This is a genomic window from Paracoccus aurantiacus, assembly GCF_007993065.1.
GTDB classification, from domain to species: domain Bacteria; phylum Pseudomonadota; class Alphaproteobacteria; order Rhodobacterales; family Rhodobacteraceae; genus Paracoccus; species Paracoccus aurantiacus.
Window position 1 is genome coordinate 1 of the sequence record NZ_VOPL01000009.1, and the last position, 25,023, is coordinate 25,023.

Sequence of the window (25,023 nt, forward strand, 5' to 3'; positions counted from 1 at the left end):
GCCGCTTGCCGTTCCGCCTCGTCATTGCTGGCCCAGCGATACATGGGCAGCAGCGTGGCGATGCCGACATTGGCGTCGGACAGCGCCTTTTTGAAGCTTTTCACCCGGTCGGGGAACACGCGCGGCGCCTTGAACCATTCCAGAAAGTCGGCGCGGGGGGAAAGTTCGATCCACTCATAGCCCAGTTCCGCGACCTTGGACGGCAGCTGTTCCAGCGCCAGATGGCGGTGCATGAAGGGGTCGAGCGCGATTTTCATGGGATCACCTTGAGATAAAGATTGGTTGGTCCGGTTGGGGCGCAGCGCGGGCCGCGCCCCGGCTTGGATCAGTGCTTGGCCGGCGGGGCATGGCCGTCATGGCTGGCCATATATTCCTCGACCTCTTCGCCCAGATCGGCCAGCGCCTCGCCACCGGCCATCAGATCGGTGATCTCCTCGCGGGACTTTTCGCCCTTGCGGAAATCCGCGGCCAGAGCGCCCTTGATAAGCACCCCGAAATGGTCGCCCACGGTCATTGCGTGCATGACCTGGTGGGTGATGAAAATCACGGCCAAACCGCGCTTGCGGGCTTCCAGAACGATCCGCAGCACGTGGGACGCCTGTTTGACGCCAAGCGCGGCGGTCGGCTCGTCCAGGATCAGCACGCGGGCGCCGAAATGGACGGCGCGGGCGATGGCCAGCGACTGACGCTCGCCCCCAGACAGACCCCCGATCAGGCGGTCGCCGTCGTCGATGCGGGTGATGCCGAAATCCTGCACGGCCTTGACCGCGATCTCATTGGCTTTCTTGCGGTCATAGCGCTTGAACGGACCCCAGCCCTTTGTCGGCTCGACCCCCACGAAGAAGGAGCGGCCGATCGACATCAGGGGAAAGGTGCCGCCGAACTGGTGCACCGTGGCGATGCCCATTTCCTGCGCCTCTTTCGGGCTGGAGAACTCGACCGGCTTGCCGTCGAATTTCACCGTGCCGGAGGTCGGCTTGTGAACACCTGCCAGCGTCTTGATCAGCGTGGACTTCCCGGCGCCGTTATCGCCCAGAAGGCACAGGACCTCGCCGGCATGGACGCGCAGATTGATGTTGTGCAGCACGTCAATGGGGCCAAAGGATTTATCGACATTTTCAAGTTCGATGATGGGGGTAGCCATGTCACTCTGCTCCCTTCTTTTTCTTCGGGCTGTAGTTCAGCGCCATTTTCCGGAAGGTGTTGTTCATCAGAACCGCCAGCAGCAGCATGATGCCGATGATCAGCGACGACCAGTTGCGGTCGAAATCGGTAAAGTAGATGCCCTGATTGACGATGGCGAAGGTGATCGTCCCGAAGAAGATCCCGATGATCGACCCGAACCCGCCGGTCAGCAGCACACCACCCACAACGACCGAGATGATGCAGTTGAAGATGAAGATCATCCCGCCCGAAACCTGGGCCGAGTTGAACAGGATCGCCTGACACATCCCCACGAAGGATGCGCTGGTGGCCGACAGAACGAACAGGATGATCGTCAGCCGGTCGGTCGGAATGCCCGCGTTGCGCGCACTGACCTTGTCGCCGCCCATCGCAAAGATCCAGTTGCCGAAGGGCGAGTAGTGGATAAAGAACACATAAATCGCCGTGATCGCCAGCCACCACAGGATGATAACCTGGAAGGAATTGGCGATGAACTGACCGAACAGGAACTTGGCCCAATCCGGCGCACTGAGCGCGACCGAGGTCGTCCCCGTCAGCAGCACCGAAAAGCCCAGCGTCAGGCCCTGCACCGCAAACAGCATCCCCAGCGTCACGATCAGCGAGGGCACGGCGGTTCGCACCACCAGAAGCCCGTTGATGATGCCGACGCAGATGCCCACCGCGATAGAGCCAAGCATTCCGATCCAGATCGGCAGTTCGTAATGGCCCGACAGGATTGCGACGGTCATCGACCCTGCCGGGATCATCGCGCCGATGGAAATGTCCAGCTCGCCCGCGATCATCAGCAACCCGATGGGCAGCGCGACGATACCAAGGTTCGCGGCGACGTTCAGCCAGCTTGCGGTGCCGGCCGGTTTCAGGAAATCGATACCACCAAAGACGACAAAGAAGATCAGAACGGCCAGAAGGCCAAGCAGCGCGCCCGCCTCGGGCCGGCGCAGAATATTGCCGAAATCAAGATTATTCATGTCAGGGTCCTCGTTTCGTGCCATGCGGTTCCGGTCGCCGCGCAACAGGCGCGCGGCGGCGATGAGCCGATCCGCGGAACACAGCCCGCGAACCGGTCAGAACATCCCTGTTGTCAGCGTGCGCCCTTCTCGACGCCTGCAAGCGTGGATTCGATGTTCGAGGCATCGACGATGCTTGGCCCGGTCAAAACCGGAGCGGTCGGAAGATCGGTTCCGAAATCGACATGCGCGGCTAGAAGCTGCACCGCCAGAAGCGATTGCAGATAGGGCTGCTGGTCAATGGCAAAGGTCTGGGTGCCATCCTGAATGCGCTGCAGACCGGCGGCATTGATGTCGAAGCTGCCATGCATGACGGTGCCCTGCTTGCCCGACTGCATGATGCCGCTGGCGGCCGCATCGGCATCGGTGGCGCTGATATTGATGACCCCGTTGATGTCGGGGTTCTGCAGCAGCGTCGCCTTGACCGCTTCGGCAATGGCGGTCTGATCGCCAAACGAGGATGCGGGCAGCGGAAGCTGTTCCGCAGTGCCGCCGCCCTTGGTCACGCCTTCGATGACGCCGCCGCAGCGGGCCTCCAGGTTTGCGGCACCCGGTACGGTGTTCACGCAGATCACATTGGTCGCGCCATTCTCGACGAAATATTCGCCGCCTGCGACACCCGCCACAAATTCGTCCGAGCCGACATAGTTGATCGCACCCAGTTCTTCAGCCTTCTCGGCATTGCCGGCATTCATCAGGATCACCGCGATGCCCTGATCTATGGCAGACTTGATCGCGTCATCCTCGGCCTCGGGCACCCAGTTCGGCACGACGATTCCATCGGCGCCCTGGCTGATGGCGGTGCGGACCAACTGCGCCGCGTCCGGGCCCAGATTGTCATAGCTTTGCAATTGCAGATAGTTGACGGTGCCGCCATTGGCCTCGATCACGTGGCGGGCATCGTCGATGCCCTTCTTGACGCGGTTCCAGAATTCCTCATCGGCGCGACCACCAACTACGGCGATATCGGCTGCCATGGTGGCGGTGGTCGCGGCAGCGATGGCGGCGGTCGCCAGCAATGCGCGCATGCGCAATCCGTTCAGTTTCATCGGTATCCTCCCATTGGGCCGTCCGGCTCGGCCCCTGTCCATGTGCCGGAACACCCTGCCTGACCGGCCGGCGCCTTTCATCTGCATCCCCGTCCGGGCGGCTCCTCGCCCGGCCCGGCTATGGTGGCGCATCGGGTCTTGAACATGGCTGGACTGGTGAAAAACAATCGGAGCCCGATGCGTCCCTGCCCGATCAGTCATAGCAAACTGACGCTGCGAAAGAAACAATTCTTGCGCTTTAATGATATTTATGTATCTTTTAATTTCATTCTAGATTGAGACTCATCATGCCCGACAAACGCCCGACAATCGCCGATCTTGCCGATGCCGCCGGTGTCAGCGTGGCCACGGTCAACCGGATCATCGGCGGCAATGCGTCGGTCCGGCCCGCCACGATCAACCGCGTCCATGATGCGGCGGAACAGATCGGTTTCTACGGCCTTGGCGTGATCGAGGCCCGCAAGGCGGACGCCAAGCCCCAGTATCGCTTCGGCTTTCTGCTTCAGCAGTCCACGCGAGAGCTGTATCGGATGTTCGGCGATCAGATCGTCGAGGCGACCACGCGGCGTCGCGATGAAAGGGTCGAGCCGGTGGTCGATTTCGTTGACCGGCTCGACCCGATGAACATCGCCGAGCGTCTGGATGCGCTTGGCCGCGACTGCGATGCCGTGGCGATCATCGCGGGCGACCACCCGCTTATCAGCCAGCAGATCACCACACTTCGCGAACGGAATGTGCCGGTCGTCACCTATATCACCGATCTCTCCGCCCCGAATCGCGCCGGATATGTCGGTCTCGATAACTGGAAGCTTGGCCGCACCGCTGCATGGTTCATCGCCCAGACCACCCACGCGCCGGGACGGGTGGCGCTGTTCATCGGCAATCACCGCTATCAGTGTCAGGATGTGTCGGATGCCAGCTTCCGGTCATATATGCGCGAACACGCCACGCATCTGCAGGTCGAGGACAGTCGCCCGACGCATGAAGAACCCGATCAGGCCTATCAGATGGTGCACGAATTGCTGGAAACCGGCGACGATCTGCGCGGCATCTATATTGCGGGCGGTGGCATCTCTGGCGTGTTGCGGGCGCTGCGCGAGGCATCCCCCGAACGGCGCGGACAGGTGCGCATCGTCTGCCGCGACATCGGCCCCGAGACCCGCAAGGGTCTGACCGAGGGACTTATCACCGCTGCCCTGTGCCACCCTCTGCGCCAGACCTCGGACGAGTTGATCGACACGATGATCGCGGCGCTGAATACGCGCGGCGCGGTTTCGGTCCGTCAACGGATCGTGCCGTTGGAGATTATCACGCCGGAAAGCGTGTGACCCGCTTCCCCCGGCTCGCGGCGATATGACAAGCGCCGGGCCCACAGTTGAAACCATTCGCGCGAGAACGCGCCAGAAGGAGGAAATCTTATGAAAATCGGAGTTGTCGGATACGGGACCGGCGGGCGTCATTTCCACGCGCCCTTCATCAAGGCGGCCGACGGCGTGGAACTGGCGGGCATCGTCGCCCGCGCGCCCGCGACCATCGCACGGGTGCAGGCGGACTATCCCGGCCTGCCGATCTACGCCAGCCTTGGTGACATGCTTGCATCGGGCGTCGATGCCGTGACCATCACCACCCCGCCCCAGACACGCCGCGATCTGGTGCTGGAGGCCATCGCCGCCGGCGTCCATGTCATCGCGGACAAGCCCTTTGCGCCCTCGGCCGAAGTCGGGCGCGAGATGGAGCAGGCCGCCCGCGACAAGGGCGTGACGCTTGGGGTGTTCCATAACCGGCGCTTCGACACCGATGTGCAGACGCTGAAGAAAGTGCTGGACAGTGGGCGGTTAGGCAAGCTGTGGCGCATTCATGCGCGGATGGAACAGGACGATCCCGCGACGCTGGAGGCCGGGCCGCAGGGCGGTCTGCTGCGCGATCTGGGCAGCCATATGGTCGATCAGATCCTGTGGCTGCTTGGCCCCGCCGTTTCCGTTCACGCCCATCTGGACATGATCGACCTGCCCGAAGGTCCGACAGATGCGGGTTTCGTGATCTCGATCCGGCATCAGGGCGGCACGTTTTCGCAGCTTGTTTCCAGCAAGATCAACCATATCGACGCCAAGGAATTCGTCGTCTATGGCGATCAGGGCAGCTATCGCTCGGCCCAGACCGATGTTCAGGCGCAGGCGATCTTTGCCGACAAGCGCCCGGTCGATGATCCGGACGGCTGGGGCTACGAGGCCGAAGAACGCTGGGGCATTCTGGCCACCGCATCAGGCGCGGAGCGCGTGCCATCCGAACAGGGCCGCTATCACGACTACTACACCGGTTTCGCCCGGGCGGTCCAGGGCGGCACCCTGCCGCCGGTCACGCCAGCCGATGCCATCGCCGTGCTGCAGGTGCTGGACGCCGCACGCCAAAGCGCCGCAGAGGGTCGCGAGATAGCGTTGTAAGTGAATGGGTCGGCGGCTGGTATCGCGGCTGACTCAAACCCGAATATAACAACATTAAATCACAAAATCACATAAATTATGTTGATATAAATACCTGTTGCGTTACAAAACCGCATTATGAGCGCTGATTCTGATCGGAGGGGCGAATGAAACGCGAGGAACGCAGGCAGTCGATCATGGATCTGCTGGTCGCGTCGCGTGCCGCCGATCTGGATGATCTGGCCGAGCGCTTCGCCGTCTCGAAAATGACCATCCATCGCGATCTGGACGATCTTGAACAGGCCGGCCTGTTGCGGAAGGTGCGCGGCGGCGCGACGATCGAGGCAGGAACGCAGTTTGAAAGCGATTTCCGCTTTCGCGAATTGCAGGACGGTGACGCCAAGTCGCGCATGGCCCGCGCCGCGCTGAACCTGGTCGAGCCGGGAATGACCGTAATGGTCAATGATGGCTCGATGGCGGCGCTTCTGGGCGCGAACCTTGCGGAAAAGGCGCCGCTGACTGTCATCACCAACAATGCGGCAGTCATCGACCGGCTGAAGGATGCCCCGCGCGTGACGCTGATCGCGCTTGGCGGCGTGTATAATGCCAAATTCAGCGGATTTTTCGGCGTCGTGACCGAACAGACGCTGGCACGTCTGCGGGCCGATCTGGCCTTTATTTCGACACCCGCGATTGCCGGGGTGCAGGCCTTTCACATGGATGACGCAGTTGTCGGCTCTAAACGCGCGATGATGGCGTCGTCGGGGCGGAATGTGCTGCTGGTCAATCACAGCCGGTTTGGCCGCACGGCGCTGCACGTGCTGGCGGATCTGGCAGAGTTTGATGCGATCATCACCGATGCAACGCCCGCCGCGGAAACATGCGCCGAACTCGACCGTGCACAGATCACGCTGACCATAGCCGAGGAGTAGAAGGATGCCCGATATCTGGATCGGCACAAGCTGGAAGATGAACAAGACGCTGGCGCAGGCCCGCAGCTTCGCCGAGACGCTGGCCGCTTCGGACGCTACCCGCGATCCGCGCATACAGCGTTTTGTGATCCCCCCCTTTACGGCCACACGCGAGGTCAAGGACATCCTGTCCGACACCAGCGTAAAGGTTGGCGCGCAGAACATGCATTGGGCGGATCAAGGTGCATGGACGGGCGAAATCAGCCCGGTCATGCTGGCCGATTGCGGGCTGGACATCGTGGAGCTGGGTCACAGCGAACGGCGCGAGAATTTCGGCGAGACCGATGAAACCGTTGGCCTGAAAACCGAAGCTGCAGTGCGGCACGGGTTGATCCCGCTGATCTGCATTGGCGAGACACTGACCGAACGCGAAGCAGGTCGTGCACAGGAGGTGCTGAAGACGCAGGTCTGCGGCGCGCTTGCCAAGCTGTCGGGCGACCAGAAGGACGCGCAGATCCTGCTGGCCTATGAACCGGTCTGGGCAATCGGGGAAAACGGCATTCCGGCAACGTCGGATTACGCCGACGCGCGCCACGCCGAAATCATCGCCGTGGCGCAGGATGTGCTGGGGCGACCAGTCCCCTGCCTTTATGGCGGCTCGGTCAATCCTGACAACTGCGAAGAACTGATCGCCTGCCCGCATATCGACGGGCTGTTTATCGGCCGCTCTGCCTGGAAGGTCGAGGGTTATCTGGACATTCTGGCGCGCTGCGCCGCAACCATCTGAAGGAGGAAGACATGAAACTGGCAATCGCAGGTGACAGCGCGGGTGAAGGTCTTGCCAAGGTGCTGGCCGACTACCTGAAGGACAAACACGACGTGGCCGAAATCAGCCGCACGGATGCGGGCCCCGATGCGTTCTATGCGAACCTGTCGGATCGCGTCTCGAACGAGGTTCTGAACGGCACCTATGACCGCGCCATCTTGGTCTGCGGCACCGGCATCGGTGTCTGCATCGCCGCGAACAAGGTACCCGGCATACGTGCGGCGCTGACCCATGACACCTATTCGGCAGAGCGCGCGGCGCTGTCGAACAACGCCCAGATCATCACCATGGGCGCCCGCGTGATCGGTGCCGAGGTCGCAAAGACCATCGCCGATGCGTGGTTGGCTGAAACCGAAAATTTCGACGCAGGCGGCAAGTCGGCGGGCAACGTGAATGCCATCGACGAGGTCGGTGCGAAATACAGTAAAGGCTAGGTCCACGCACTGGCGACGCTTAAACTGCCGAATGACTCCCGCGACGGAAAATGCTTCGCGAATGCGGCCCCTGCCGCTGGTCAGTATGGCAATGGCTACGCCACGTGACCGATCAGGACGGCGCGGCCAGCACCCGCGCCGTCGCCTCATCCGTGATCAGTCCGGCCAGACGCCCGCTGTTCAGGACAGCGCGGATCGCTGCATATTTCTCGGGACCGCCGGCAATGGCGACAAGGCGGCTGCCCTCTGGCCCGTCCAGATCGGCGGAGAGCGTTCGCGCACTCAGCGTGGTTTCCATCACGTTCCCGTCTGGATCAAAGAAATGGCCAAGCACCTCGCCCACCGCGCCCACGGCCTTGATCTCGGCAATTTCATGCTGCTCGATCATCCCCGACGCCACCAGTTGCGCGCCGTGCCATACCGATCCGATGCCGGCGATTTTCAGTCCTGCGTTATTGGCCATTTCGACGATCTCGCGCACGCCCGGCTGCTCCAGCAGGATCGCGCGGTCAGCTTCGGCATTGGCAAAGAAAGGCACGGGAAGAACCAGCGCCTGCGCGCCCGTCCTGGCGGCCAGGTCCTGCATCACATCATGCGGGTTGGCCGAATAGCTGCGTGTCAGCGCCCCCAGCAGCGAAACAAACCGAGTGCCTAACGCGTCGATGCGCGGCAGCTGATTCACCGCAGCCGCCATGGTGCGCCCGTGGCCAAGGCCGATCACCCGGTGATCGCCGCTTTCAATGGCCCGCCGCAGCAGGCCCGCCCCAGCCATGCCAAGGGCGCGCAGCGGCAGGTCTTCTTCACCCAGGTTTGGCGCAACCTCGCAGAATTCCAGGCCGTATTTGAGGCAAAGCCGGTTCTCCAGTTCGATACATTCGACAATCTCGCCATCGATCGAGACCTTGACCATCCCCTCGGCCACCGCCCGTGCGATCAGGCGGTGCGCCTTGACCGATGGCAGGCCAAGTCGCTTGGCGACCGCAGCTTGCGTCATGCCCCCGACGTAATGCAGCCATGCCGCGCGCGTCGCCAGGCTCTGTTCGGGGTCAGGAACGGTTCGTCGCGACATTCGGGCGTCCTTTCAGCGTCGCCGCTAGATATTCAGCTTATCGGCCCCGGTGTCGATATGCGGTGCCCAGAAAGCCACACTTTCCGCGATCTGCGGGATCACCTGACGGTCATTCGGCTCTCGCTCCTTGAAGCTGAGCTCAAGACAGATCTCGTTATCAACCGCGCCACCTGCGGCAAAGGCCGCCAGCAACGGTTCGGGCTGAATTCGCCCGCGCGCGTTGAACTCGGCTGTGAAGGGTCGGTGGCCACCCTTATCCATCAGCGACTGCTTGATATGGATGATCGGGCTGACCTTCGGGACGGCGCGCGCCCAGGCATAGGGATCATAGTCATCGGGGTTGTCGCTGGTCACATCCCCGTGGTCGATATCGGCCATCATCCACATCGGAATGGCCATGTCCGCTGCCGTCAGCCGGTCTTGCAGCGCCATGCATTCCGCGATGGTTTCGCCGAACTCGCGCCCCACGCTCATCGGTTCCCAGAACACGTAATCCAGACCTGCCGCCTTGCCGTGTTCGGCGACCTCTGCCCAGCAATCGATGGCGATCTGGATCAGTTCCTCGCGACGAGCAGGATCGTCATAATCCTGATAGGTAAAGATCGCGAACTGAGTTCCGACCGATGTGCCGCCAAGATCGGCGGTGATGTCGGCGAATGTCTTGAACCAGTCGATATAGTAGCGTCGCACGTCCGGATCGGGATGCCCGAAATGGTTCAGCCGCCCATAAGGCCCGGTCATGCCGCTGGTTACACGAACCCCGGTGCGGTTCAGTGCCGCACCCATTTGCCGCGTCATGCGACGGATGACCGGTGCGGGCCAACTGGGGTTGATAAATTCATGCGTCAGTTGCAGATCGCGCAGCCGCAGATCCCGCGCGACAGTGTCGATCAGATCGTCCGGATCGGCAAAACGATTGACCAGCGGATTGGTGTTCAGCGAAAGCGTAAGTGGCATGGCGGTTCCTTACGCGGCATTGGCCAGATCGGACTGATAGAACCAGTCCGCAAAAGCCTTGCGCTGATCTTCGGTGAGGTGCAGATAATGCTTGGTCCGGCGCCACAGAATGTCTTCGGGGCGTTGCGCCCATTCCCTGGCGACAAGATAGCGGACCTCGGCTTCGTAAAGCTGACCGCCGAAATGCTTGCCCAGCCCCTCGATGCTGGTGGCGTCGCCGACCAGATCCTTGGTTCGCGCGCCATAAAGACGCCCATAGTGGTGCACCAGCTTGCGCGGCATCCACGAATAGGTCTCGCGCAGCGTTTCCACAAAGCTTTCATAATCAGCATTCGGAATCTCACCCCCGGGCAGCGGCGCTGTTTCGGTCCAGTCGGCCCCCATATCCGGGAATATCCCCTTCAGCTTGTGCATCCCGCGTTCCGCCAACTCGCGGAATGTGGTGATCTTGCCGCCGAAGACATTAAGCAGCGGCGCGCCGCCGCTTTCGTCCAGATCGAACACATAATCCCGCGTGACCGCCGATGGGTTGCCCTTGCCGTCATCGAACAGGGGACGCACGCCGGAAAAGGTGGTTATCACATCGTCGCGGCGCAGCTTTTCCTTGAAATAGCGGTTCACGACGCCCAGCAGATAGTCGATCTCGGATTCGTCGGCCTTCACATCCTCGGCCTTTCCGTCATAGGCAATGTCGGTTGTGCCGATCAGTGCCTTGTCGCCCTCATACGGGTTGATGAAGATGACGCGCTTGTCCTTGTTCTGCACGAGATAAGCGTTATTGCCCGACCAGAATTTCGGCACGATGATATGGCTGCCCTTGACCAGCCGCACCTTGCGCGCAGAATTTGCCCCGGCAACGCGGGTGATGAAGTCGCTGACCCATGGACCGGCGCAATTGACCAGACAGCGGGCGCGGAAATAGCGGGTCTCGCCGGTATTTTCGTCGCGGGTTTCGACCGTCCACGCACCATCCTCGCGCCGCGCGCTGATGCAAGGGCTGCGGGTCAGGACCTCGGCCCCGCGTTCGGCGGCATCAAGGGCATTCAGCACTACGAGTCGCGCGTCGTCGACCCAGCAATCCGAATATTCGAAACCCTTGGTATATTTATCCAGCAGCGGCGCACCTTCAGGGTCGCGTCGCAGATCAAGGCTGCGCGTACCGGGCAGCTTCCTGCGACCGCCCAGATGGTCATAAAGGAACAGCCCGAGCCGCACCAGCCAGGCGGGCCGGTCCTCGGGGCTGTGGGGCAGCACAAAACGCATGGGCCAGATGATATGCGGCGCGGATTTCAGCAGCACCTCACGTTCGATCAGCGCCTCGCGGACCAGCCGGAATTCGTAATATTCCAGATAGCGCAAGCCGCCATGCACCAGCTTGCCGGATCGCGAGGACGTGCCCTCGGCCAGATCGTCCTTTTCACACAGCACGACCTTCAGGCCACGCCCTGCGGCATCCCGCGCCACCCCGGCACCATTGATGCCACCGCCGATGACGAAAAGGTCGATCATCTCGGGATCGGTTCTGGTTTCACTGTTCATCTCACTGTCCTTTCGGGAAAGCGGCGCGGGCGGCGGCAAGCGCGTCCCAGGTGGGCGGCAACGCCTGCCGCGCGGCCGAGAATGCGGGAAACAGCCGTTCATAAGCTGCAACAAGTTCGGGATCGGGATGCTCTGGCTGACCAAGCAGCGGCGTGACCCATTCGGCGATGCAGCATTGCATGTCGGGATAGGCGCCAATGGCGACTGCGGCCATCATCGCGGCACCAGCGGCGCCGGCCTCGTCGCGGTCGGACACGCGGACGGGCGCGTTCATGCTGGCCGACAGAATGCCGCGTAACCCGGAGGAGCGCGCGGCCCCACCGGTCAGGCGCAGCTCACCCGGCAACGGTCCCATCGCGGCGTAGCAATCGCGCATCGCCATCCCCAGCCCCTCGGATACGGCGCGCACCAGATCGGGATAGCGGTGTCCCGCCGACAAGCCGGCAAATCCTGCGCGGGCATCGGCATTCACGAAGGGACCACGCTCGCCTGCATCCGAAATATAGGGCAGATAGACGATCTGACCGGGGCGCGACTGCGCCAGCCAGCCTTCGACATGGGCGATCAGATCGCGATTTGTTACCGATTGGCCGACATCGGACAGAATGCCTGCGGCGATGCTCAGCACCCAGTCAAGGTTCAGCGTCGCGGCCATGTTGGTCTGAACCTGCGTCACGATATCGGGGATCGGCAGGCAGATGACATAGCCTGTGCCCTGCTCGTTCAGCCGGACATCGCCCGAGGCAACCGCGCGCATATGCACCCCGGTCGATCCGATCGTGGAGCACGCGATATCGCCGTCTGCAGGCTCATAGACGCCAGCGCCGAGCGCGGTCATGACCATATCAACGTAGCCAAGGCTGACCGGCGTTCCGGCGCGCAGACCCGTCTGGCGGGCAGCCTCTTCGGTCAGCGGATGAGTGACCTGCGTGCCATCAATGATTTCGGGCAGAAGCGCGCGGCGATGCGTCAGGCCAAGTGCGTCGATCACCGCATCATCATATTGGCGGTCGCGGAAATTGCCGAAGGTGAAGCTCGCCTCGGAGGGGTCGGTCGCACGTATCCCCGTGAGGTTCAGATATAGCCAGTCCTTGCAATGCAACGCCACCTGCGCCCCATCCAGCAATTCGGGCGCATGGCTATCCATATGCGCCATTTGTGTGCCCTGCTGGCAGGTATTCAGCCCGGTCCCAGTCGCCTCGAACCTTGCACGGTTCGCAGCTTGCGCGGCAAGGCGTTCGACGGTCGGTGCGGCGCGGGCGTCCAGCCACAGCCAGGCATCGCCGACCGGGCCATCGCGCCCCACCAGCCATGTGCCATCGCCCTGCGCGGTAACGGAGAGCGCGGCCGTGCGCCCAGCCAGGTCGGGTATCTTTTTACCCAGGTCTCGCAACGCGGTCGCGCAGTCATCCCATGTGCGACGCAAGGGCTGCGTGGCCGATCCGTCCTTGCCCGAATCGTAACGGTTGGGGACCGAAGCCGCGCCGAGCTGACGCCCCGACAGATCAAATGCCACCGCCTTGACGACCGAGGTGCCCGCGTCGATTCCGATAATGATATCAGCGCTTGCCATCACGCCATCTCCCCGCGCGCCGAGCCGTGATCCGTTGCGTTGTGACGGTGAAACATCGTCTCCTCCCTTCGCAGCCGGAGGGCCATTTTCAGGCTTCCTGACCGCGATACCGCTGCCCGCATGCAGGCTTCGGCGAAACTCCTCGCTATTTTCATAACTCAAAAACCTGTCGTCGTGAATGAATTTTTTTACAGACACAGTAAAATATTTCAGTTATGTTGACATCAGCAGGATGGAATCGCAGAGGGAGGCGGCGCCGTCCGTACAGCATGATCGCGCCGGAACGTCAGGATGATCCGGCCGCATAACCAGCCAGAGGAGGGGCCGGAAATGCACAAGATCCACGCCAGGGCTCTATCCCCAAGACAGCGCATAGAAAGCGTCGATAGACCCAGCATCGGGGCGCGTCGCCCCTTCGCGTAACGTCCGCGCATGACATCCGCGCCGCCCAAGCCCGTCCATTCAGATCTGAAGGCTCAGCATGGCCCAAAGCACCACAACGACCAATCCAGCGCCCCAGGCTCCGGCCGCGTCCCGGCGCGGCCTGTTCATCAGCGTCGCGCTTGCCGCTGCCGTCCTGGTCGGCATCGCACTCGATACGACGGTTGTTCCCATCGGCTCGGACGCAGATGTGCGCCAGCAGGCATTTTCCCCTGATACCTATGGCGAAACAGAATTTCCGCGCATCCAGAGCTTTGTGAAGGAAAAGGCCGTGGATGCCGCGACGCTGGCACCGGCTGTTCTGGCAGATAAGGATGCAGCCGCTGAGCAGTATGGCACTGCCTCGTCCACCGGCGCGATCATGTTCGTTACGCTGACCGGCACGGTGGGCGAGGCCAAGTCGGGCGTATATGAACTGGCTGCCGAAGGCGTGCCCGAAGACATCACGGTCCGCGTGCAGACCGGCCCCGCAATCAACGGCACCGATCTGCGCGACGCGCCGGGCGATATCGCCTTTGGCCAGTTCAAGAACCAGATCGAGTATCAGGATGCCGGTTCGGGCATCAACCGCGCGATGAAGACCGCTGTTCTGGACAGCATCGACACCAGCAGCCTGACCGGCCAGACAATCACCGTCACAGGCGCGTTTCGCATGATTAACCCGAAGAACTGGATGATTACACCGGTCGAGGTAGCCGTCCAATGAGCGATCAAAGCCCTGTCCCCGACGGCGCACCCGACGCGCGAAAGGTCGTTCTCGCCGCCCGCAACGTTGCCAAGGCCTATGGCAATGTGCATGCGCTGAAAGGCGTGAACTTCGATATTCGCCGTGGGCAGGTCACGACACTGTTCGGCGAAAACGGCGCTGGAAAATCGACCCTGATGAAAATCCTGTCGGGTGTGATCCAGCCCACCAGCGGTGAGATCATCCTGGACGGCAACCCGGTCGCCTTCAACAACTCGACCGAGGCGCGCGACCGCGGCATATCGATCATCCACCAAGAGCTCAGCCTCGCGCCTAATCTGTCCGTGCGCGACAATATCTTCATGGGCCGCGAGATCATGACGCCAACCGGCGTCGATTTCGCCGAGGAAGAGCGTCAGACCCGGCAGCTGATGAAGGAACTCGAGGAAGACATCGATCCGCTGACCCCGGTCGAAGAACTTCGCCTTGGCCAGCAGCAGATCGTGGAGATTGCGCGGGCGCTGTCGGTCGACAGCCGAATCCTGATTATGGACGAGCCGACCAGCGCCCTGTCGGCCAGCGAGGTCGAGGTGCTGTTCAAGGTCATCCGTGACCTGACCGAGGCAGGCGTCAGCATCGTCTATATCTCGCATCATCTGGAAGAGGCGCTGACGATTACCGACCACGCCGTCGTGCTGCGCGACGGGAACATGACCGCCTATGCGCCGCGCGCCGAGATCGATCTGGAATGGATCGTCCGCAACATGGTGGGCGACAATTACGACCTGGGCAGCCCGCCACAAACCGATATGGGCGCACCCGCTCTGTCGATACGCAACCTGACCCTGCCGGATCCGGCGGGTGGCTTCAATCTGGTTGACGGGTTGTCGCTGGATGTCCGTGCGGGTGAGATCGTCTGCATTTATGGCCTGATGGGCGCGGGTCGCACCGAATTGCTGGAAACCTGCGCAGGCCGTCTGCGGGCAAGCGCGGGCGAGATCGTGCTGGAGGGCAAAGAGGTATCGCATCTGTCCATCGCCGAACGCATCGCGCGCGGCCTCGCGCTGGTACCCGAAGATCGTCAGCGCGACGGTCTGGTCCAGACGATGAGCGTCGGCGAAAACCTGTCGCTGGCCTCGATCTCCAGTTTTACCAAGGGATTGTTCACGCAGAAAAAGGCCGAACGCAGCCTGATCGATGACAGCATCCGCGAAGTCACCGTCAAGACGTCCGGCCCCTCCGCAGCCATCGGATCACTGTCCGGTGGCAATCAGCAGAAGGTAGTGATCGGCAAGATGCTGGCCACCAAGCCCCGCGTCATCATGCTGGACGAGCCGTCGCGCGGCATCGATATCGGCGCCAAAGCCGAGGTGTTCCGCCTGCTGTCCGAGGAAGCAAAGCACGGACTGGCCGTACTTTATTCGACCTCGGAAGTCAGCGAATGCCTGTCCATCGCGCACCGGATCATCGTCATGCACAAGGGCCGGATCTCGGCCGAATTCGATTCGACCGCCACCAAGGAAAAGATCATGGCCGCCTCGGGCGAATCCGTGGCCGCCTGAGTGGCGAGAGCAAAGGAACCGTTTCCATGTCCACCGCAACGACCGATATCGACAGGAAGAAATCCAACTTCAGCATTGGCAGAATGCTGTTGGAAGGGCGCGCCTTCTTTGCCCTGATAGTGATCATTGCCGTCTTTTCCTTCATGTCGCCGAACTATCTGACCGTCAGCAATCTGCTGATCATGTCCAGCCACGTGGCGATCTATGGCCTTTTGGCCATCGGCATGTTGCTGGTGATCCTGAATGGCGGCATCGACCTGTCCGTCGGCTCGACCCTTGCCCTGGCGGGTGTCTGCGCCGGGGCGATGATGCAGGGTCTCGAATTCCAGGCTTTAGGTGCGATCTACTATTTGCCGGTATGGGCCGTCGTCGTCGTCACATGCGCGGTCGGCGCGCTGGTGGGTCTGGTGAACGGCGTCCTGATCGCGATCTTCAAGGTGCCGGCCTTCGTCGCCACGCTTGGCGTCATGTATGTGGCCCGCGGAATTGCGCTGCTGATGACCAACGGCTTGACCTATAATAACCTGTCGGGCCGTCCGGAACTGGGCAATACCGGCTTTGACTGGCTGGGCTTCAACCGCATCGCCGGCATCCCGATCTCGGTCATCATCTTGGCGGTTGTCGCCGTGCTCGCGTGGCTGATGCTGTCGCGCTCGGCCTTTGGGCGCTGGCTTTACGCCTCGGGCGGGAATGAGCGTGCGGCGGAACTGTCGGGGGTGCCGACGCGTCGGGTCAAGATCACCGTCTATACTTTGTCGGGGATTCTTGCCGCGATTGCGGGTCTGGTCCTCAGTTCGCAGCTTACCTCGGCTGGCCCGACGGCAGGTACCACCTATGAGCTGACGGCAATCGCCGCCGTCGTGATCGGTGGTGCCGCGCTGACAGGTGGTCGTGGCACCGTGGGCGGCACGATGCTTGGCGCATTCGTGATCGGCTTCCTGTCGGATGGGCTCGTGATCATCGGTGTCTCGTCCTACTGGCAGACCGTCTTTACCGGCGCCGTGATCGTTCTGGCCGTTCTGCTGAACTCGCTTCAATACGGACGCACAGGCCGAAAGGGCTGAGGCATCCTTCGTACTTCACCGCCCGACCCGCATATGGGACGGGCGGAAAGACTGCGCCGGAAGGCGCAGGTTCGTTAACCAAGGGAGAGAAGACCAATGATTAAGATGACACGCCGTATGCTTCTGGCCGCCGCTGCCGCCGCGCCATTGATGGCCGGGGCCGCGCAGGCCGAGGGGCTGATGACGATCATCGTGAACGACCCTGCGAACCCCTATTGGTTCACCGAGGGCGAGGTCGCGAAAGCCACCGCCGAGGAGTTGGGCTATACCGCCAATGTCGCGGCGCATAAGGGTGACACGAACACCGAAAGCACCCTGATCGATACAGCCATAACCAACCAGTCCGTCGCGATCATTCTCGACCCGGCCAATGCCGATGGCTCGGTCGGCGCGGTGAAAAAGGCCGTTGATGCAGGCATCCCTGTGTTTCTGGTCAATGCCGAGATCAACCAGGAAGGTCTGGCGAAGGCACAGCTGGTGTCGAACAACGCACAGGGCGCGGCCGTTGGCGCAATGGCATGGGTCGAGGCCGTGGGCGATACCGGCCAATATGTCGAACTGTTCGGAAACCCGTCGGATAACAACGCCCAGACCCGCTCAAACGGGTTCGAAACGGTGCTGACCCAATATCCGGACCTTGAGAAGGTGGGTCAGGAAGTCGCGAACTGGGACCGCACGCAGGGCTATCAGAAAACCCAGTCGCTGCTGCAGGCAAACCCCGACGTGATCGGCGTCATCTCGGGCAATGACGAAATGGCCCTGGGCGCGATTGCCGCCTTGAAAGAGGCCGGCAAGCTGGAGCAGGTCAAGGTCGGTGGCTTTGACGGCTCACCCGATGCGGTCGACGCCGTGAAGGCCGGAGAGATGCAGTACACGGTTCTGCAACCCGTCGCCGTCTTTTCGGAAGAAGCCGTGCGGCAGGCCGATAATTTCATCAAAAACGGGGAAACCGGCGTCGATACAGAAAAGCAACTGTTCGATTGCCTGCTGATCACGGCCGATAACGCCGATCAGTACAGCGCGCCCTTCGTGCTGGATCAGTAAGAAACGATCCGGGGCGCGCGTCACCAATCGCGTCCCGGACATGATCTGACCATTGCGGATCAGGTTCGCCGCCGTGATACAATCGAGCGTTGCCGGCGCGGAGACACAGGACTTGAAGCCCGGCATTCTTCGAATGCGCCTCTTGGTCATGCGCTGATCTTGCTCGACGTTGCCAAGGTATCTGGTCCGCACCGTTCCGATCGGACTCGGTCATCCAAACTCCGCAGCATGCGGTTGACCGCGCTGATTCCAGCAGCGTTCGCTCCGCTGCGGTCCATGACCCGCGCGCACCCGTGAGCTGCCATTGCGTTCATTCAGGAACACAGGAACGAGGCGGAGTGTTGATGTCGTTCAAGTGTGCGCAGTTTCCGATGCATCTGATCCTGTTCGCCGTGTTTTTCTATGCCCGCTACACGATGTCGTTTCGCGGCCTTGAAGACTTCATGGCAGAGCGCGGCTTCAAGATCCGCTAAGCAGTTCCGGCCCGAGTCCGCCGGTCGCGGTCTGCGTGCCAAGGCAGGCGGCGGCAGCACGAAAGCCCAGTTCTACGGCAGCCTCTCGCGTCCATCCCATATGCAGCCCGTGGATGATGCCAGTGGCAAGAGCATCGCCTGCGCCGACCGAACTGACGATCTTTTCCGGCGGCAGCGGCGCGGGAGCAAAAACCTGCGCCACGCCATGCTCCAGCCAGATCGTGCGCGCGGGAGAATGCAGGATAACGGCACGCAGGACGCCGCCTTCGGAGAGGGCGCGGGCGGCGGCGATCATGCCAGGCTCATCCTCGGGCGCGTCGACGCGCAGGCCGGTGGCGCGGGCGGCCTCAGTCTCATTCAGGAACAGATAGTCGATCTCGGGCAGGCAACCAAAGACGGTATCGCGGAAACCCGAGCTTTGCGACGAAACCAGATCGACGCAGGTGATCATCCCGCGCGACCGTGCATCGCCCAGTACGGAAGCGGCGCGCGGGCGGCCATCCGGACCCGGCGCGTCAAGCGTCGCCAACAGGTTCAGATAACCAAGATAGAATATCTTCAGCCCCATCCCGGCCAACCCGGCCACGTCGATCATCTGCGCATCCAGCAGGTCATTCGCGCCGGTGTGATGAAAGAAGGTCCGGCTGTCGCCCGGCACGTTCATGACATGGGTCTGCGAAGTCGTCGCCGCCGAGGTCCGCCCGATCCGCGCCGTGTCCAGCCCGGCCTCTTGCGTCAGCGCCAGCATCTCGTCGCCAAGCGAGCGCGCGCCGACCAGGCCGACCGGCACCACCGGATAGTTTGCCCCCATCGCCATCAACCCCGAGGCGACATTTGCAGGCCCACCGCCCAAGCCACTGACCTGCTTGGTGATCTGCACGAGGTCGGATTTCGCGGGCCAGGCCGGAATGTCATGGACGATATCGAGGATCCAGTTCCCGGCGCAGGCAATCCCGCGCCGTTCGCCCGCGCTCATTTCCCGCCCCCTTCGTTCCACAGCGGGCGATAGGCGGCCTCATCTTCCTCAACGTCCGAGAAGCGACCAATGGGTTCAAGGAAGAAATTGTCGTTGCGGTCATCATTGCACTGGCTGACCTCGGCCAGGAAGACCGGCGCATCCTCACCCCAGAAACGATGCTGCATCCCGCGCGGCACGGTGATGCCCTGCCCCGCGTGCAACCTGTGGACGCGGCCATAAGCGGGAACTTCCTCGCCGTCGATGCGGATGATATCCCCGACCGGCTCGCCGCTAAGCGGGGTTTGAGCACCCTCGGGCGTGAATTCGACGCAGAGCGTGCCGCCGCCCCGGACGATGATATCCTCCAGCTTCATGCGGTGGGCGTGGAAGGGCGTTTCCTGCCCGACCTCGACGAAAAGCAGCTTCTCGGCATAGGGCCGCTCGCCCTGACCGTCGAAAATGCCATTGCGCGTGCAGAACAGGACCAGCCCCCGCCGCGCGAATTCGCCCGAGCCGAAATCGGTCACATCCCAGCCGATCTGGCGATCGCGCAGCCATTCGCTGCGGGCTGCATGGGCCTTGTGGTCATCGGTGGACCAGCTTGCGAAATCGGGCATGGCCCAGCTGTGCTGCGCCAGCGTCTTTTCGGCCCTGCGAATGGCGGAGTTGATTTCGGATCGCTTCATTGCGGATACTCCACCTCGGTCACGCGGCCCTCTACCCCCGAGATCAGCGCAGCGGTCAGAATGGCATGATGGGCGGCGGCCTCATCCGGCGTGGCGCAATGGAAGCCATTCGCATCCCCGCCCACCAGTTCGTCTACGAATGCCGCCCACATCTGCTGGATCGCATCTGCGAACCCGAATTCGAAAATCCCGCCGGTAATCGCCGGGAAAAGCGATTGATAGCCCAGATCCTCAACCTGCCATGCCTGCGCCCCGCCGGGTTCATAGCGCATGAAGCGCCACTGGCGGGGGTTCTTGGTCGAGAATTCGGCCGAACCGCGCATCCCAAGAACCCGGATCGACCAGGTATTCGATTCCCCCGGCGCGATCCGCCAGGTCTTGAGGACCAGTGGGAATGCATCCGGCCCTTCGCCCACCATGCCGGTGATGGTGGCATTGTCCCATGTCTCGCAAGGCACACGCCCACCCTTGCCATCGGGCCGCGTGGTCACCCGCTTAACAAGGTTCGCATTGACCGTTTTCGGCCGCCAGCCCATGCGCAGGGGCACATGGCAGACATGCATCCCCAGATCGCCCATGCAGCCATATGCGCCATTCACATCGACCATGCGCTTCCAGTTGATCACTTTGTCGGGGTTGATGTCAGAGCTGTGCAGAAACGCGCACTCGACCTCCAGAATATCGCCCAAGGCCCCTGACTTGATGAAGTCGATCACCCTTTGCGCGCCGGGATAGAAGGGCATTTCGGACGAACAGCGCACCAATTGTCCCGGCCCTTCCTTCAGCGCCGCCATGATCGTGGCGTTCTGGGCGCGGTCCATGCCGAACGGCTTTTCGCCAAGAAGCGCTTTGCCCGAGGCGATGATTTCGGGATACATATCGGCGTGCAGCACATGCGGCACGGCGCAATAGATCGCCGCGATTTCGGGATTGGCCAGCAATTCGCGGTAATCCGCCGTCTTCTGGGCGACCGAGGGCAGATGATCGGAATACCAGTCCATCAACGCGGCGTTGGTGTCACAGACCGCCACGATCTCGGGCCGGGCCTTCATATCTGTCAGATGCATCCAGCGCGCGGCAGCAGAGGCGAATTCGCGCCCCATCAATCCGCAGCCGATGATGCCGAACCTGATGACGCGCATCACCCCAGCCTTTCCAGGGCCTGATCCGCAGTAGCGCCGTCATGAACAATCGCCATCAGTGCGGCCGTCATGCCGGCAGGATTGTCGTGATGGATCACGTTGCGGCCATAAACGATACCACGCGCCCCCTGTTCCATCAGCACCTTTGTGCGCTCCAGGATCTCGCGATCCGACACCTTGCCACCGCCACGCACCAGCACCGGCACCCCCTGGGCGATCTCGATCACGCGGTGATATTCTGTCGCGTCGTCGCAGGGATCGGCCTTGATGATATCGGCGCCGAGTTCGACCGCCTGGCGGACCAGCGGCATGATCTTGTCGAGATTGCCGTCGACCATGTAGCCACCCTTGGCATTGTCCTGCATCACCAGTGGCTCGACCATCAGGGGCATTCCGGCATCGTCGCAGGCAAGTTTCAGGCGATTCACGTTGCGCACGCAGGCTGCATAGACCTCTGGCTCATCGGGCAGCATCAGCAGGTTCACGACGGCACAGGCGGCATCCAGACGGACGGCCTGATCGACGGCGCGCTCGATCACTTCGGAAAACAGCGTGCGCGGCAGGGGCGTGCCATAGACATTGGCGATATCCGTACGCAGCACCAAAGCCGGGCGATCCTTGCCGGGTCGCGATTGCAGGATCGGCGCGGTGCCGGGCGGAAGCTGGATCGCATCGGGTTTCGCGCTTGCCACAACGTCGATCGCGTGGCGCATATCCTCGATCCCGCCGAGAAAGCTTTTCTCGTTGAACATGCCGTGGTCGATCGCCACGTCGAAGCAGTTCCCCGATACGCCGAAAAGGCGGTTCATCCGTGCTTGTTTCATAATTTCCTCCGACGTTCAGACTGCGGTGAAGCCGCCATCAATGGGCAGCGAAACGCCCGAGATCATCGAGGCACCATCGGACAAAAGAAAGGCGATGGGCGCGGCGATTTCGGCCTCGGTCGCCCAACGGCCAAGCGGCATCTGGCTGAGGAACGGGCCTTCGATTTCCGGCCGGCCCCAATACCAGGCCGACATCGGTGTCATCACCACGGTCGGATGCACGCCATTGACGCGTATGCCGTATTGTCCCAGTTCCAGCGCCGAAACGCGCGTAATGTTATCCAGCGCCGCCTTGGACGAGCCATAGCTGATATGGCCCTTCAACGCGACCAGTGAGGCCTGACTGGAGACATTCACGATCGCGCCCCCCTGCCCGAGCCGGATCATGCTGGCCGCGGCGTATTTCGTCACCAGAAGCGCGCCGCGCGCGTTTGTGGCGATGACCTTGTCGAAAACGTCGATGTCAGTGTCCATCGGGGTGGCGATCTCACCGCCGAAGCCGCCGCAATTGACCACGCCCCAAAGATCCAGACCATCCAGCGCAGCCTTCACACTGTCCTCGCTGGTCAGATCGAAAGGCAGCGCCCGGCAGCCGGTTTCGGCGGCCAGTTCTGCCAGTTTCGCCTCGTTCTGACCCGATGCAATGACATCCGCACCACGTTCGACCAGCAAGCGCACGGTCGCGCCGCCGATCCCGCCGCTGGCCCCGGTCACTAGGATTGCGCCCTTGTCATAATCCGCCATGACTTCCCTCCTCCTTGATATTCGGCCCGGACCCGATCAGGTCGATTCCAGGATCTGCAACTCCTCCCTGACCCGGCGGGCCAGATCGTCCGGCGCGCCAATCGAGCCGTCCACCTTGATGACTGTCCCCAATGCGAGCGGTCGCGCCCGGCCCGCAAGCGCAAACAGTTCATCGGCATAGCTGGCAGGCAGATGCCCCACATGTCGGCTATCCGCACGGGCGCGGTAACGCCGCGCGGCTTCCTCAGGCGGGATCGCAACCCAAACCTCGACCAAGTGCTGGATGCCGGCACGTGCCAGGTGGTCGCGCAGCACACTTTCAGGCTGAAAGCCGTGCCAGGCGTCTATCACCGGCAGGAAGTTGCCCGGCATCTCGGCAATGAGGTTGAAGATCGCATGATAGCTGGCCCGTCCGAGCTTTCGGTTATATTCGCGGTCACCAGTGCCGATCTGGGCAAACAGGCCCTCTTTCACGGTATCGAGGCAAAACGGCATGGCAGCGATGCCCTGCGCCTCCAGTCCGCGGGTCAGCTGGCGCGTCACCGTCGATTTGCCACTGGCGGGCACGCCGTTGACCAGCACCGCGCGCGTCATGACACCCCCGCATGATCTTCGCGTGCGGGCATGACCGCCAAGCCGGCCCCGATAACGCCTGCATCGTCGCCGAGCTGCGCCGCGGCAATCGGCAATCCGAACCAGCTATTTCCCTTGGGCAGTCGCGCAAGTGCTGCCGCCATTTCCGCGCCAAGCCCGCCGCCGATCACGATCAGTTTCGGGTCCGCCACGGCAACCAGCGTTTCCAGCGCCCGGCGCATCGGTTCGGCCCAATCGGCAAGGATTGCCGCCGGCACCGCCTCTCCGTTTGCGGCCCGGGCCAGAAGGTCGCCAGCCTGCGTATCTGCAGGCAGATCCTCGCCCACAATCAGTCGGCCGAGAGCGGTTCCCGAACTTTGCGTTTCGACGCATCCGCGCCGCCCGCAATTACACTCAGGTCCATCAGGCGTCACTACGATATGACCGAACTGCCCGGCTATCCCACCGCCTTGCCACGGCCGGCCATCCATCACTGCCGCCCCGCCAATCCCTGTCCCGATAGTCACCATCAAGATAAGGCCGCTTTTTTCGTCATGGCCGATTGCCGCTTCTGCGATAAGGGCCATTGTCGCGTCATTCGCGACCGTCACTGGCAGACCCGCCTGCGCCTCAACCTGCGCACGCAAGTCCATCCCTGCTATATCCAGATAACCGGCAGACAGAATGCGCTGCGTCCCCGCCTCGATCCGACCAGGTATGCCGATCCCAATTGCCGTCGTCCCGGCATCGCGTAAGTCATTGATCAGCCGTAAGACCTGCGCCAGAAAACCATCTCGGTCGGGCGTCACCCGCTCAATCACGCGGGCATGTATGCGGCCATCCGCCGAAATCCGCGCCGCGCGGATCTTGGTGCCGCCCACATCCAGGCCAAGCGTGTTTTCAGGCCCTTCCCGCATATTGGTCCAATACGCCCTGAATTTCCCGCAGCCGCCCGCTGGCGACATTTTCCAGCTTGTCCCGCCGGACCTCCTGATCCAGCGAAATGCAGTCCTTCCACAATGCACGGCCCGCGATGACACCGGAAGCCCCGTTTTGCATCGCCGTTTCGACCTGGCCGATGAACGTCGAATGATCGACGCCGGCAGACAGCACGGCCCAAGGGATGTCGCCGCAGATGGCCGTGATCTCGGCGCAGGCTTCGGCCGTGCCAGGATAAGGCAACTTCAGCACCTTCGCGCCCAATTCAACCGAGATACGGGCGCTTTCCACGATCAGGCCGGGGAAGGCCGCGCGGTAATCCGCGTCGCTTTCGCCCGGCAATTGATAGGTCAGTATCTCGACCACCAGCAGCAGATCCTCCCCCGCGAAGTCGGCGATGCAGTCGCGGATTATGCCCAGGTTGACCGTGTTCGCATCGGGTGTATCGGGGCGAAGATAAACCATCAGCTTCGCGCCCGTCCCGCCCAGTTCGCGAACCCGCCGCGCATCAATACCCGGCACCAGTTTCGAGATCTGATAGCCATTGGCATCGGTATCCCAGCCCGAGGCATCCAGCCCGATCAGCAGCCCGGTATCGCGGGCCAGCACGCCGTCATCGACCACTTGCGGCACGGCGCAAACCGCATCCAGCAGCACGCAGGATGCCTTGTTCGCGAGATGCTGCACGATGCCCGCCTTGACGATGCCAAGCGTGGGCTCGTCGATGGCCTTCTGCGCCTCGGGCGTATCTGCCAGCACCTTGCGCATCCCGCCTCGCTGATCACAGGCGACGACCATCATCAGTCCATTCTCGCCGCAGATCTGTTGATAGCCGCGCCGCTCTGCGGTGGTCATGCCCGAAGTCATCGCCTGCCTTCCCCTGTCGGAATTCCCCCAGCGGCCCTGTCGCGGCCAGCC

The 25,023-nt window shown here is 62.3% G+C and carries 26 protein-coding genes; 10 read left to right on the forward strand and 16 right to left on the reverse strand.

The genetic code is table 11. The features are described 5' to 3' along the window. The 4 genes from FQV27_RS16345 to FQV27_RS16360 form a co-directional block, all read right to left on the reverse strand. Window positions 1-257, reverse strand: a 257-nt coding sequence (locus FQV27_RS16345; protein ID WP_147100630.1) for a TIM barrel protein, incomplete at its 3' end; no start/stop codon positions are given. A 68-nt stretch (window positions 258-325) separates the two neighbouring features. Further along, a complete protein-coding gene (locus tag FQV27_RS16350; RefSeq protein ID WP_147100632.1) occupies window positions 326-1,144 on the reverse strand; it encodes an ATP-binding cassette domain-containing protein in 819 nt (272 codons plus the stop codon). A gap of 1 nt (window position 1,145) precedes the next feature. Next, window positions 1,146-2,153: an ABC transporter permease gene (locus FQV27_RS16355; protein WP_147100634.1), complete on the reverse strand. Its 1,008-nt coding sequence runs from the start codon at window positions 2,151-2,153 to the stop codon at window positions 1,146-1,148. A 113-nt stretch (window positions 2,154-2,266) separates the two neighbouring features. After that, window positions 2,267-3,241: a substrate-binding domain-containing protein gene (locus FQV27_RS16360; protein WP_147100637.1), complete on the reverse strand. Its 975-nt coding sequence runs from the start codon at window positions 3,239-3,241 to the stop codon at window positions 2,267-2,269. 275 nt (window positions 3,242-3,516) lie between these two features. On the opposite strand from FQV27_RS16360, the gene FQV27_RS16365 reads away from it, so the two are divergent. From FQV27_RS16365 to FQV27_RS16385, 5 genes are all read left to right on the forward strand, one after another. After that, window positions 3,517-4,569 (forward strand): LacI family DNA-binding transcriptional regulator, encoded by a 1,053-nt coding sequence (locus tag FQV27_RS16365; protein ID WP_465263283.1) that lies wholly within the window; start codon window positions 3,517-3,519, stop codon window positions 4,567-4,569. Window positions 4,570-4,659: 90 nt separating this feature from the next. Further along, complete coding sequence (locus FQV27_RS16370) at window positions 4,660-5,682, forward strand: Gfo/Idh/MocA family protein (protein WP_147100641.1); 1,023 nt, start codon at window positions 4,660-4,662, stop codon at window positions 5,680-5,682. Between the two features lie 146 nt (window positions 5,683-5,828). Continuing rightward, window positions 5,829-6,593, forward strand: a complete 765-nt coding sequence (locus FQV27_RS16375) for a DeoR/GlpR family DNA-binding transcription regulator (RefSeq protein ID WP_147100643.1) — start codon at window positions 5,829-5,831, stop codon at window positions 6,591-6,593. A 4-nt stretch (window positions 6,594-6,597) separates the two neighbouring features. Continuing rightward, window positions 6,598-7,359: a triose-phosphate isomerase gene (locus tag FQV27_RS16380; RefSeq protein WP_147100645.1), complete on the forward strand. Its 762-nt coding sequence runs from the start codon at window positions 6,598-6,600 to the stop codon at window positions 7,357-7,359. Between the two features lie 11 nt (window positions 7,360-7,370). After that, window positions 7,371-7,832: an RpiB/LacA/LacB family sugar-phosphate isomerase gene (locus tag FQV27_RS16385; protein ID WP_147100647.1), complete on the forward strand. Its 462-nt coding sequence runs from the start codon at window positions 7,371-7,373 to the stop codon at window positions 7,830-7,832. Window positions 7,833-7,944: 112 nt separating this feature from the next. Here FQV27_RS16385 and FQV27_RS16390 read toward each other — a convergent pair whose 3' ends face one another. The 4 genes from FQV27_RS16390 to FQV27_RS16405 are packed head-to-tail and all read right to left on the reverse strand — an operon-like array spanning window position 7,945 to window position 12,970. Further along, window positions 7,945-8,901 (reverse strand): sugar-binding transcriptional regulator, encoded by a 957-nt coding sequence (locus tag FQV27_RS16390; protein ID WP_147100649.1) that lies wholly within the window; start codon window positions 8,899-8,901, stop codon window positions 7,945-7,947. Between the two features lie 24 nt (window positions 8,902-8,925). Beyond that, window positions 8,926-9,858, reverse strand: coding sequence for a sugar phosphate isomerase/epimerase family protein (locus tag FQV27_RS16395; RefSeq protein ID WP_147100651.1), 933 nt, complete (start codon window positions 9,856-9,858; stop codon window positions 8,926-8,928). Between the two features lie 9 nt (window positions 9,859-9,867). Next, a complete protein-coding gene (locus tag FQV27_RS16400; protein WP_147100654.1) occupies window positions 9,868-11,397 on the reverse strand; it encodes a glycerol-3-phosphate dehydrogenase in 1,530 nt (509 codons plus the stop codon). 1 nt (window position 11,398) lies between these two features. After that, window positions 11,399-12,970: an FGGY-family carbohydrate kinase gene (locus FQV27_RS16405; RefSeq protein ID WP_147100656.1), complete on the reverse strand. Its 1,572-nt coding sequence runs from the start codon at window positions 12,968-12,970 to the stop codon at window positions 11,399-11,401. Window positions 12,971-13,451: 481 nt separating this feature from the next. Between FQV27_RS16405 and FQV27_RS16410 the strand changes: the two genes are divergently transcribed. The 5 genes from FQV27_RS16410 (at window position 13,452) to FQV27_RS19190 (ending at window position 18,239) form a co-directional block, all read left to right on the forward strand. Beyond that, the gene (locus FQV27_RS16410; RefSeq protein WP_147100658.1) at window positions 13,452-14,117 is read left to right on the forward strand and encodes a DUF2291 family protein; all 666 of its coding nucleotides are present in this window, start codon (window positions 13,452-13,454) and stop codon (window positions 14,115-14,117) included. Continuing rightward, window positions 14,114-15,658 (forward strand): sugar ABC transporter ATP-binding protein, encoded by a 1,545-nt coding sequence (locus tag FQV27_RS16415; RefSeq protein ID WP_147100660.1) that lies wholly within the window; start codon window positions 14,114-14,116, stop codon window positions 15,656-15,658. Before FQV27_RS16410 ends, FQV27_RS16415 begins: the two co-directional genes overlap by 4 nt. 26 nt (window positions 15,659-15,684) lie before the next feature. Beyond that, on the forward strand, window positions 15,685-16,722 hold the full coding sequence (locus tag FQV27_RS16420; protein ID WP_147100662.1) for an ABC transporter permease: 1,038 nt from the start codon (window positions 15,685-15,687) through the stop codon (window positions 16,720-16,722). A gap of 105 nt (window positions 16,723-16,827) precedes the next feature. Then, entirely contained in the window at window positions 16,828-17,766 is a 939-nt protein-coding gene (locus FQV27_RS16425) for a D-ribose ABC transporter substrate-binding protein (protein WP_246133143.1), read from the forward strand. A 344-nt stretch (window positions 17,767-18,110) separates the two neighbouring features. Continuing rightward, window positions 18,111-18,239, forward strand: a complete 129-nt coding sequence (locus FQV27_RS19190; RefSeq protein WP_377769018.1) for a hypothetical protein — start codon at window positions 18,111-18,113, stop codon at window positions 18,237-18,239. Here the strand turns inward: FQV27_RS19190 and FQV27_RS16430 are convergent. The 8 genes from FQV27_RS16430 to FQV27_RS16465 are packed head-to-tail and all read right to left on the reverse strand — an operon-like array spanning window position 18,226 to window position 24,960. After that, on the reverse strand, window positions 18,226-19,215 hold the full coding sequence (locus FQV27_RS16430; RefSeq protein ID WP_147100666.1) for a carbohydrate kinase family protein: 990 nt from the start codon (window positions 19,213-19,215) through the stop codon (window positions 18,226-18,228). The genes FQV27_RS19190 and FQV27_RS16430 overlap by 14 nt on opposite strands. Continuing rightward, window positions 19,212-19,883: a D-lyxose/D-mannose family sugar isomerase gene (locus FQV27_RS16435; RefSeq protein WP_147100668.1), complete on the reverse strand. Its 672-nt coding sequence runs from the start codon at window positions 19,881-19,883 to the stop codon at window positions 19,212-19,214. The genes FQV27_RS16430 and FQV27_RS16435 overlap by 4 nt, the downstream gene beginning before the upstream one ends. After that, window positions 19,880-21,025 (reverse strand): Gfo/Idh/MocA family protein, encoded by a 1,146-nt coding sequence (locus FQV27_RS16440; RefSeq protein WP_222611720.1) that lies wholly within the window; start codon window positions 21,023-21,025, stop codon window positions 19,880-19,882. The genes FQV27_RS16435 and FQV27_RS16440 overlap by 4 nt, the downstream gene beginning before the upstream one ends. Then, window positions 21,025-21,849, reverse strand: coding sequence for a class I fructose-bisphosphate aldolase (locus tag FQV27_RS16445; protein WP_147100672.1), 825 nt, complete (start codon window positions 21,847-21,849; stop codon window positions 21,025-21,027). Before FQV27_RS16445 ends, FQV27_RS16440 begins: the two co-directional genes overlap by 1 nt. 15 nt (window positions 21,850-21,864) lie before the next feature. Then, window positions 21,865-22,593, reverse strand: coding sequence for an SDR family oxidoreductase (locus FQV27_RS16450; RefSeq protein WP_147100674.1), 729 nt, complete (start codon window positions 22,591-22,593; stop codon window positions 21,865-21,867). A 36-nt stretch (window positions 22,594-22,629) separates the two neighbouring features. Continuing rightward, window positions 22,630-23,187 carry an AAA family ATPase gene (locus tag FQV27_RS16455; protein ID WP_147100677.1) on the reverse strand — a complete coding sequence of 186 codons (558 nt, stop codon included), beginning with the start codon at window positions 23,185-23,187 and terminating at the stop codon, window positions 22,630-22,632. After that, window positions 23,184-24,083, reverse strand: coding sequence for an ROK family protein (locus FQV27_RS16460; RefSeq protein WP_186827339.1), 900 nt, complete (start codon window positions 24,081-24,083; stop codon window positions 23,184-23,186). The genes FQV27_RS16455 and FQV27_RS16460 overlap by 4 nt, the downstream gene beginning before the upstream one ends. Then, window positions 24,067-24,960 carry a tagatose-bisphosphate aldolase gene (locus FQV27_RS16465; protein ID WP_246133144.1) on the reverse strand — a complete coding sequence of 298 codons (894 nt, stop codon included), beginning with the start codon at window positions 24,958-24,960 and terminating at the stop codon, window positions 24,067-24,069. Before FQV27_RS16465 ends, FQV27_RS16460 begins: the two co-directional genes overlap by 17 nt. Between the last annotated feature and the right edge of the window lie 63 nt (window positions 24,961-25,023).

Bases quoted from the DNA above. Each gene is read 5' to 3' on its own strand.
- FQV27_RS16435 (WP_147100668.1), bottom strand. From the start codon at position 19,883: ATGAAGCGATCCGAAATCAACTCCGCCATTCGCAGGGCCGAAAAGACG.
- FQV27_RS16355 (WP_147100634.1), bottom strand. From the start codon at position 2,153: ATGAATAATCTTGATTTCGGCAATATTCTGCGCCGGCCCGAGGCGGGC.
- FQV27_RS16400 (WP_147100654.1), bottom strand. From the start codon at position 11,397: ATGAACAGTGAAACCAGAACCGATCCCGAGATGATCGACCTTTTCGTC.
- FQV27_RS16380 (WP_147100645.1), top strand. From the start codon at position 6,598: ATGCCCGATATCTGGATCGGCACAAGCTGGAAGATGAACAAGACGCTG.
- FQV27_RS16385 (WP_147100647.1), top strand. From the start codon at position 7,371: ATGAAACTGGCAATCGCAGGTGACAGCGCGGGTGAAGGTCTTGCCAAG.
- FQV27_RS16420 (WP_147100662.1), top strand. From the start codon at position 15,685: ATGTCCACCGCAACGACCGATATCGACAGGAAGAAATCCAACTTCAGC.
- FQV27_RS16460 (WP_186827339.1), bottom strand. From the start codon at position 24,083: ATGCGGGAAGGGCCTGAAAACACGCTTGGCCTGGATGTGGGCGGCACC.
- FQV27_RS16450 (WP_147100674.1), bottom strand. From the start codon at position 22,593: ATGGCGGATTATGACAAGGGCGCAATCCTAGTGACCGGGGCCAGCGGC.
- FQV27_RS19190 (WP_377769018.1), top strand. From the start codon at position 18,111: ATGTCGTTCAAGTGTGCGCAGTTTCCGATGCATCTGATCCTGTTCGCC.
- FQV27_RS16395 (WP_147100651.1), bottom strand. From the start codon at position 9,858: ATGCCACTTACGCTTTCGCTGAACACCAATCCGCTGGTCAATCGTTTT.
- FQV27_RS16350 (WP_147100632.1), bottom strand. From the start codon at position 1,144: ATGGCTACCCCCATCATCGAACTTGAAAATGTCGATAAATCCTTTGGC.
- FQV27_RS16410 (WP_147100658.1), top strand. From the start codon at position 13,452: ATGGCCCAAAGCACCACAACGACCAATCCAGCGCCCCAGGCTCCGGCC.
- FQV27_RS16440 (WP_222611720.1), bottom strand. From the start codon at position 21,025: ATGCGCGTCATCAGGTTCGGCATCATCGGCTGCGGATTGATGGGGCGC.
- FQV27_RS16405 (WP_147100656.1), bottom strand. From the start codon at position 12,970: ATGGCAAGCGCTGATATCATTATCGGAATCGACGCGGGCACCTCGGTC.
- FQV27_RS16390 (WP_147100649.1), bottom strand. From the start codon at position 8,901: ATGTCGCGACGAACCGTTCCTGACCCCGAACAGAGCCTGGCGACGCGC.
- FQV27_RS16425 (WP_246133143.1), top strand. From the start codon at position 16,828: ATGACACGCCGTATGCTTCTGGCCGCCGCTGCCGCCGCGCCATTGATG.
- FQV27_RS16370 (WP_147100641.1), top strand. From the start codon at position 4,660: ATGAAAATCGGAGTTGTCGGATACGGGACCGGCGGGCGTCATTTCCAC.
- FQV27_RS16430 (WP_147100666.1), bottom strand. From the start codon at position 19,215: ATGAGCGCGGGCGAACGGCGCGGGATTGCCTGCGCCGGGAACTGGATC.
- FQV27_RS16445 (WP_147100672.1), bottom strand. From the start codon at position 21,849: ATGAAACAAGCACGGATGAACCGCCTTTTCGGCGTATCGGGGAACTGC.
- FQV27_RS16455 (WP_147100677.1), bottom strand. From the start codon at position 23,187: ATGACGCGCGCGGTGCTGGTCAACGGCGTGCCCGCCAGTGGCAAATCG.
- FQV27_RS16415 (WP_147100660.1), top strand. From the start codon at position 14,114: ATGAGCGATCAAAGCCCTGTCCCCGACGGCGCACCCGACGCGCGAAAG.
- FQV27_RS16360 (WP_147100637.1), bottom strand. From the start codon at position 3,241: ATGAAACTGAACGGATTGCGCATGCGCGCATTGCTGGCGACCGCCGCC.
- FQV27_RS16375 (WP_147100643.1), top strand. From the start codon at position 5,829: ATGAAACGCGAGGAACGCAGGCAGTCGATCATGGATCTGCTGGTCGCG.
- FQV27_RS16465 (WP_246133144.1), bottom strand. From the start codon at position 24,960: ATGACCACCGCAGAGCGGCGCGGCTATCAACAGATCTGCGGCGAGAAT.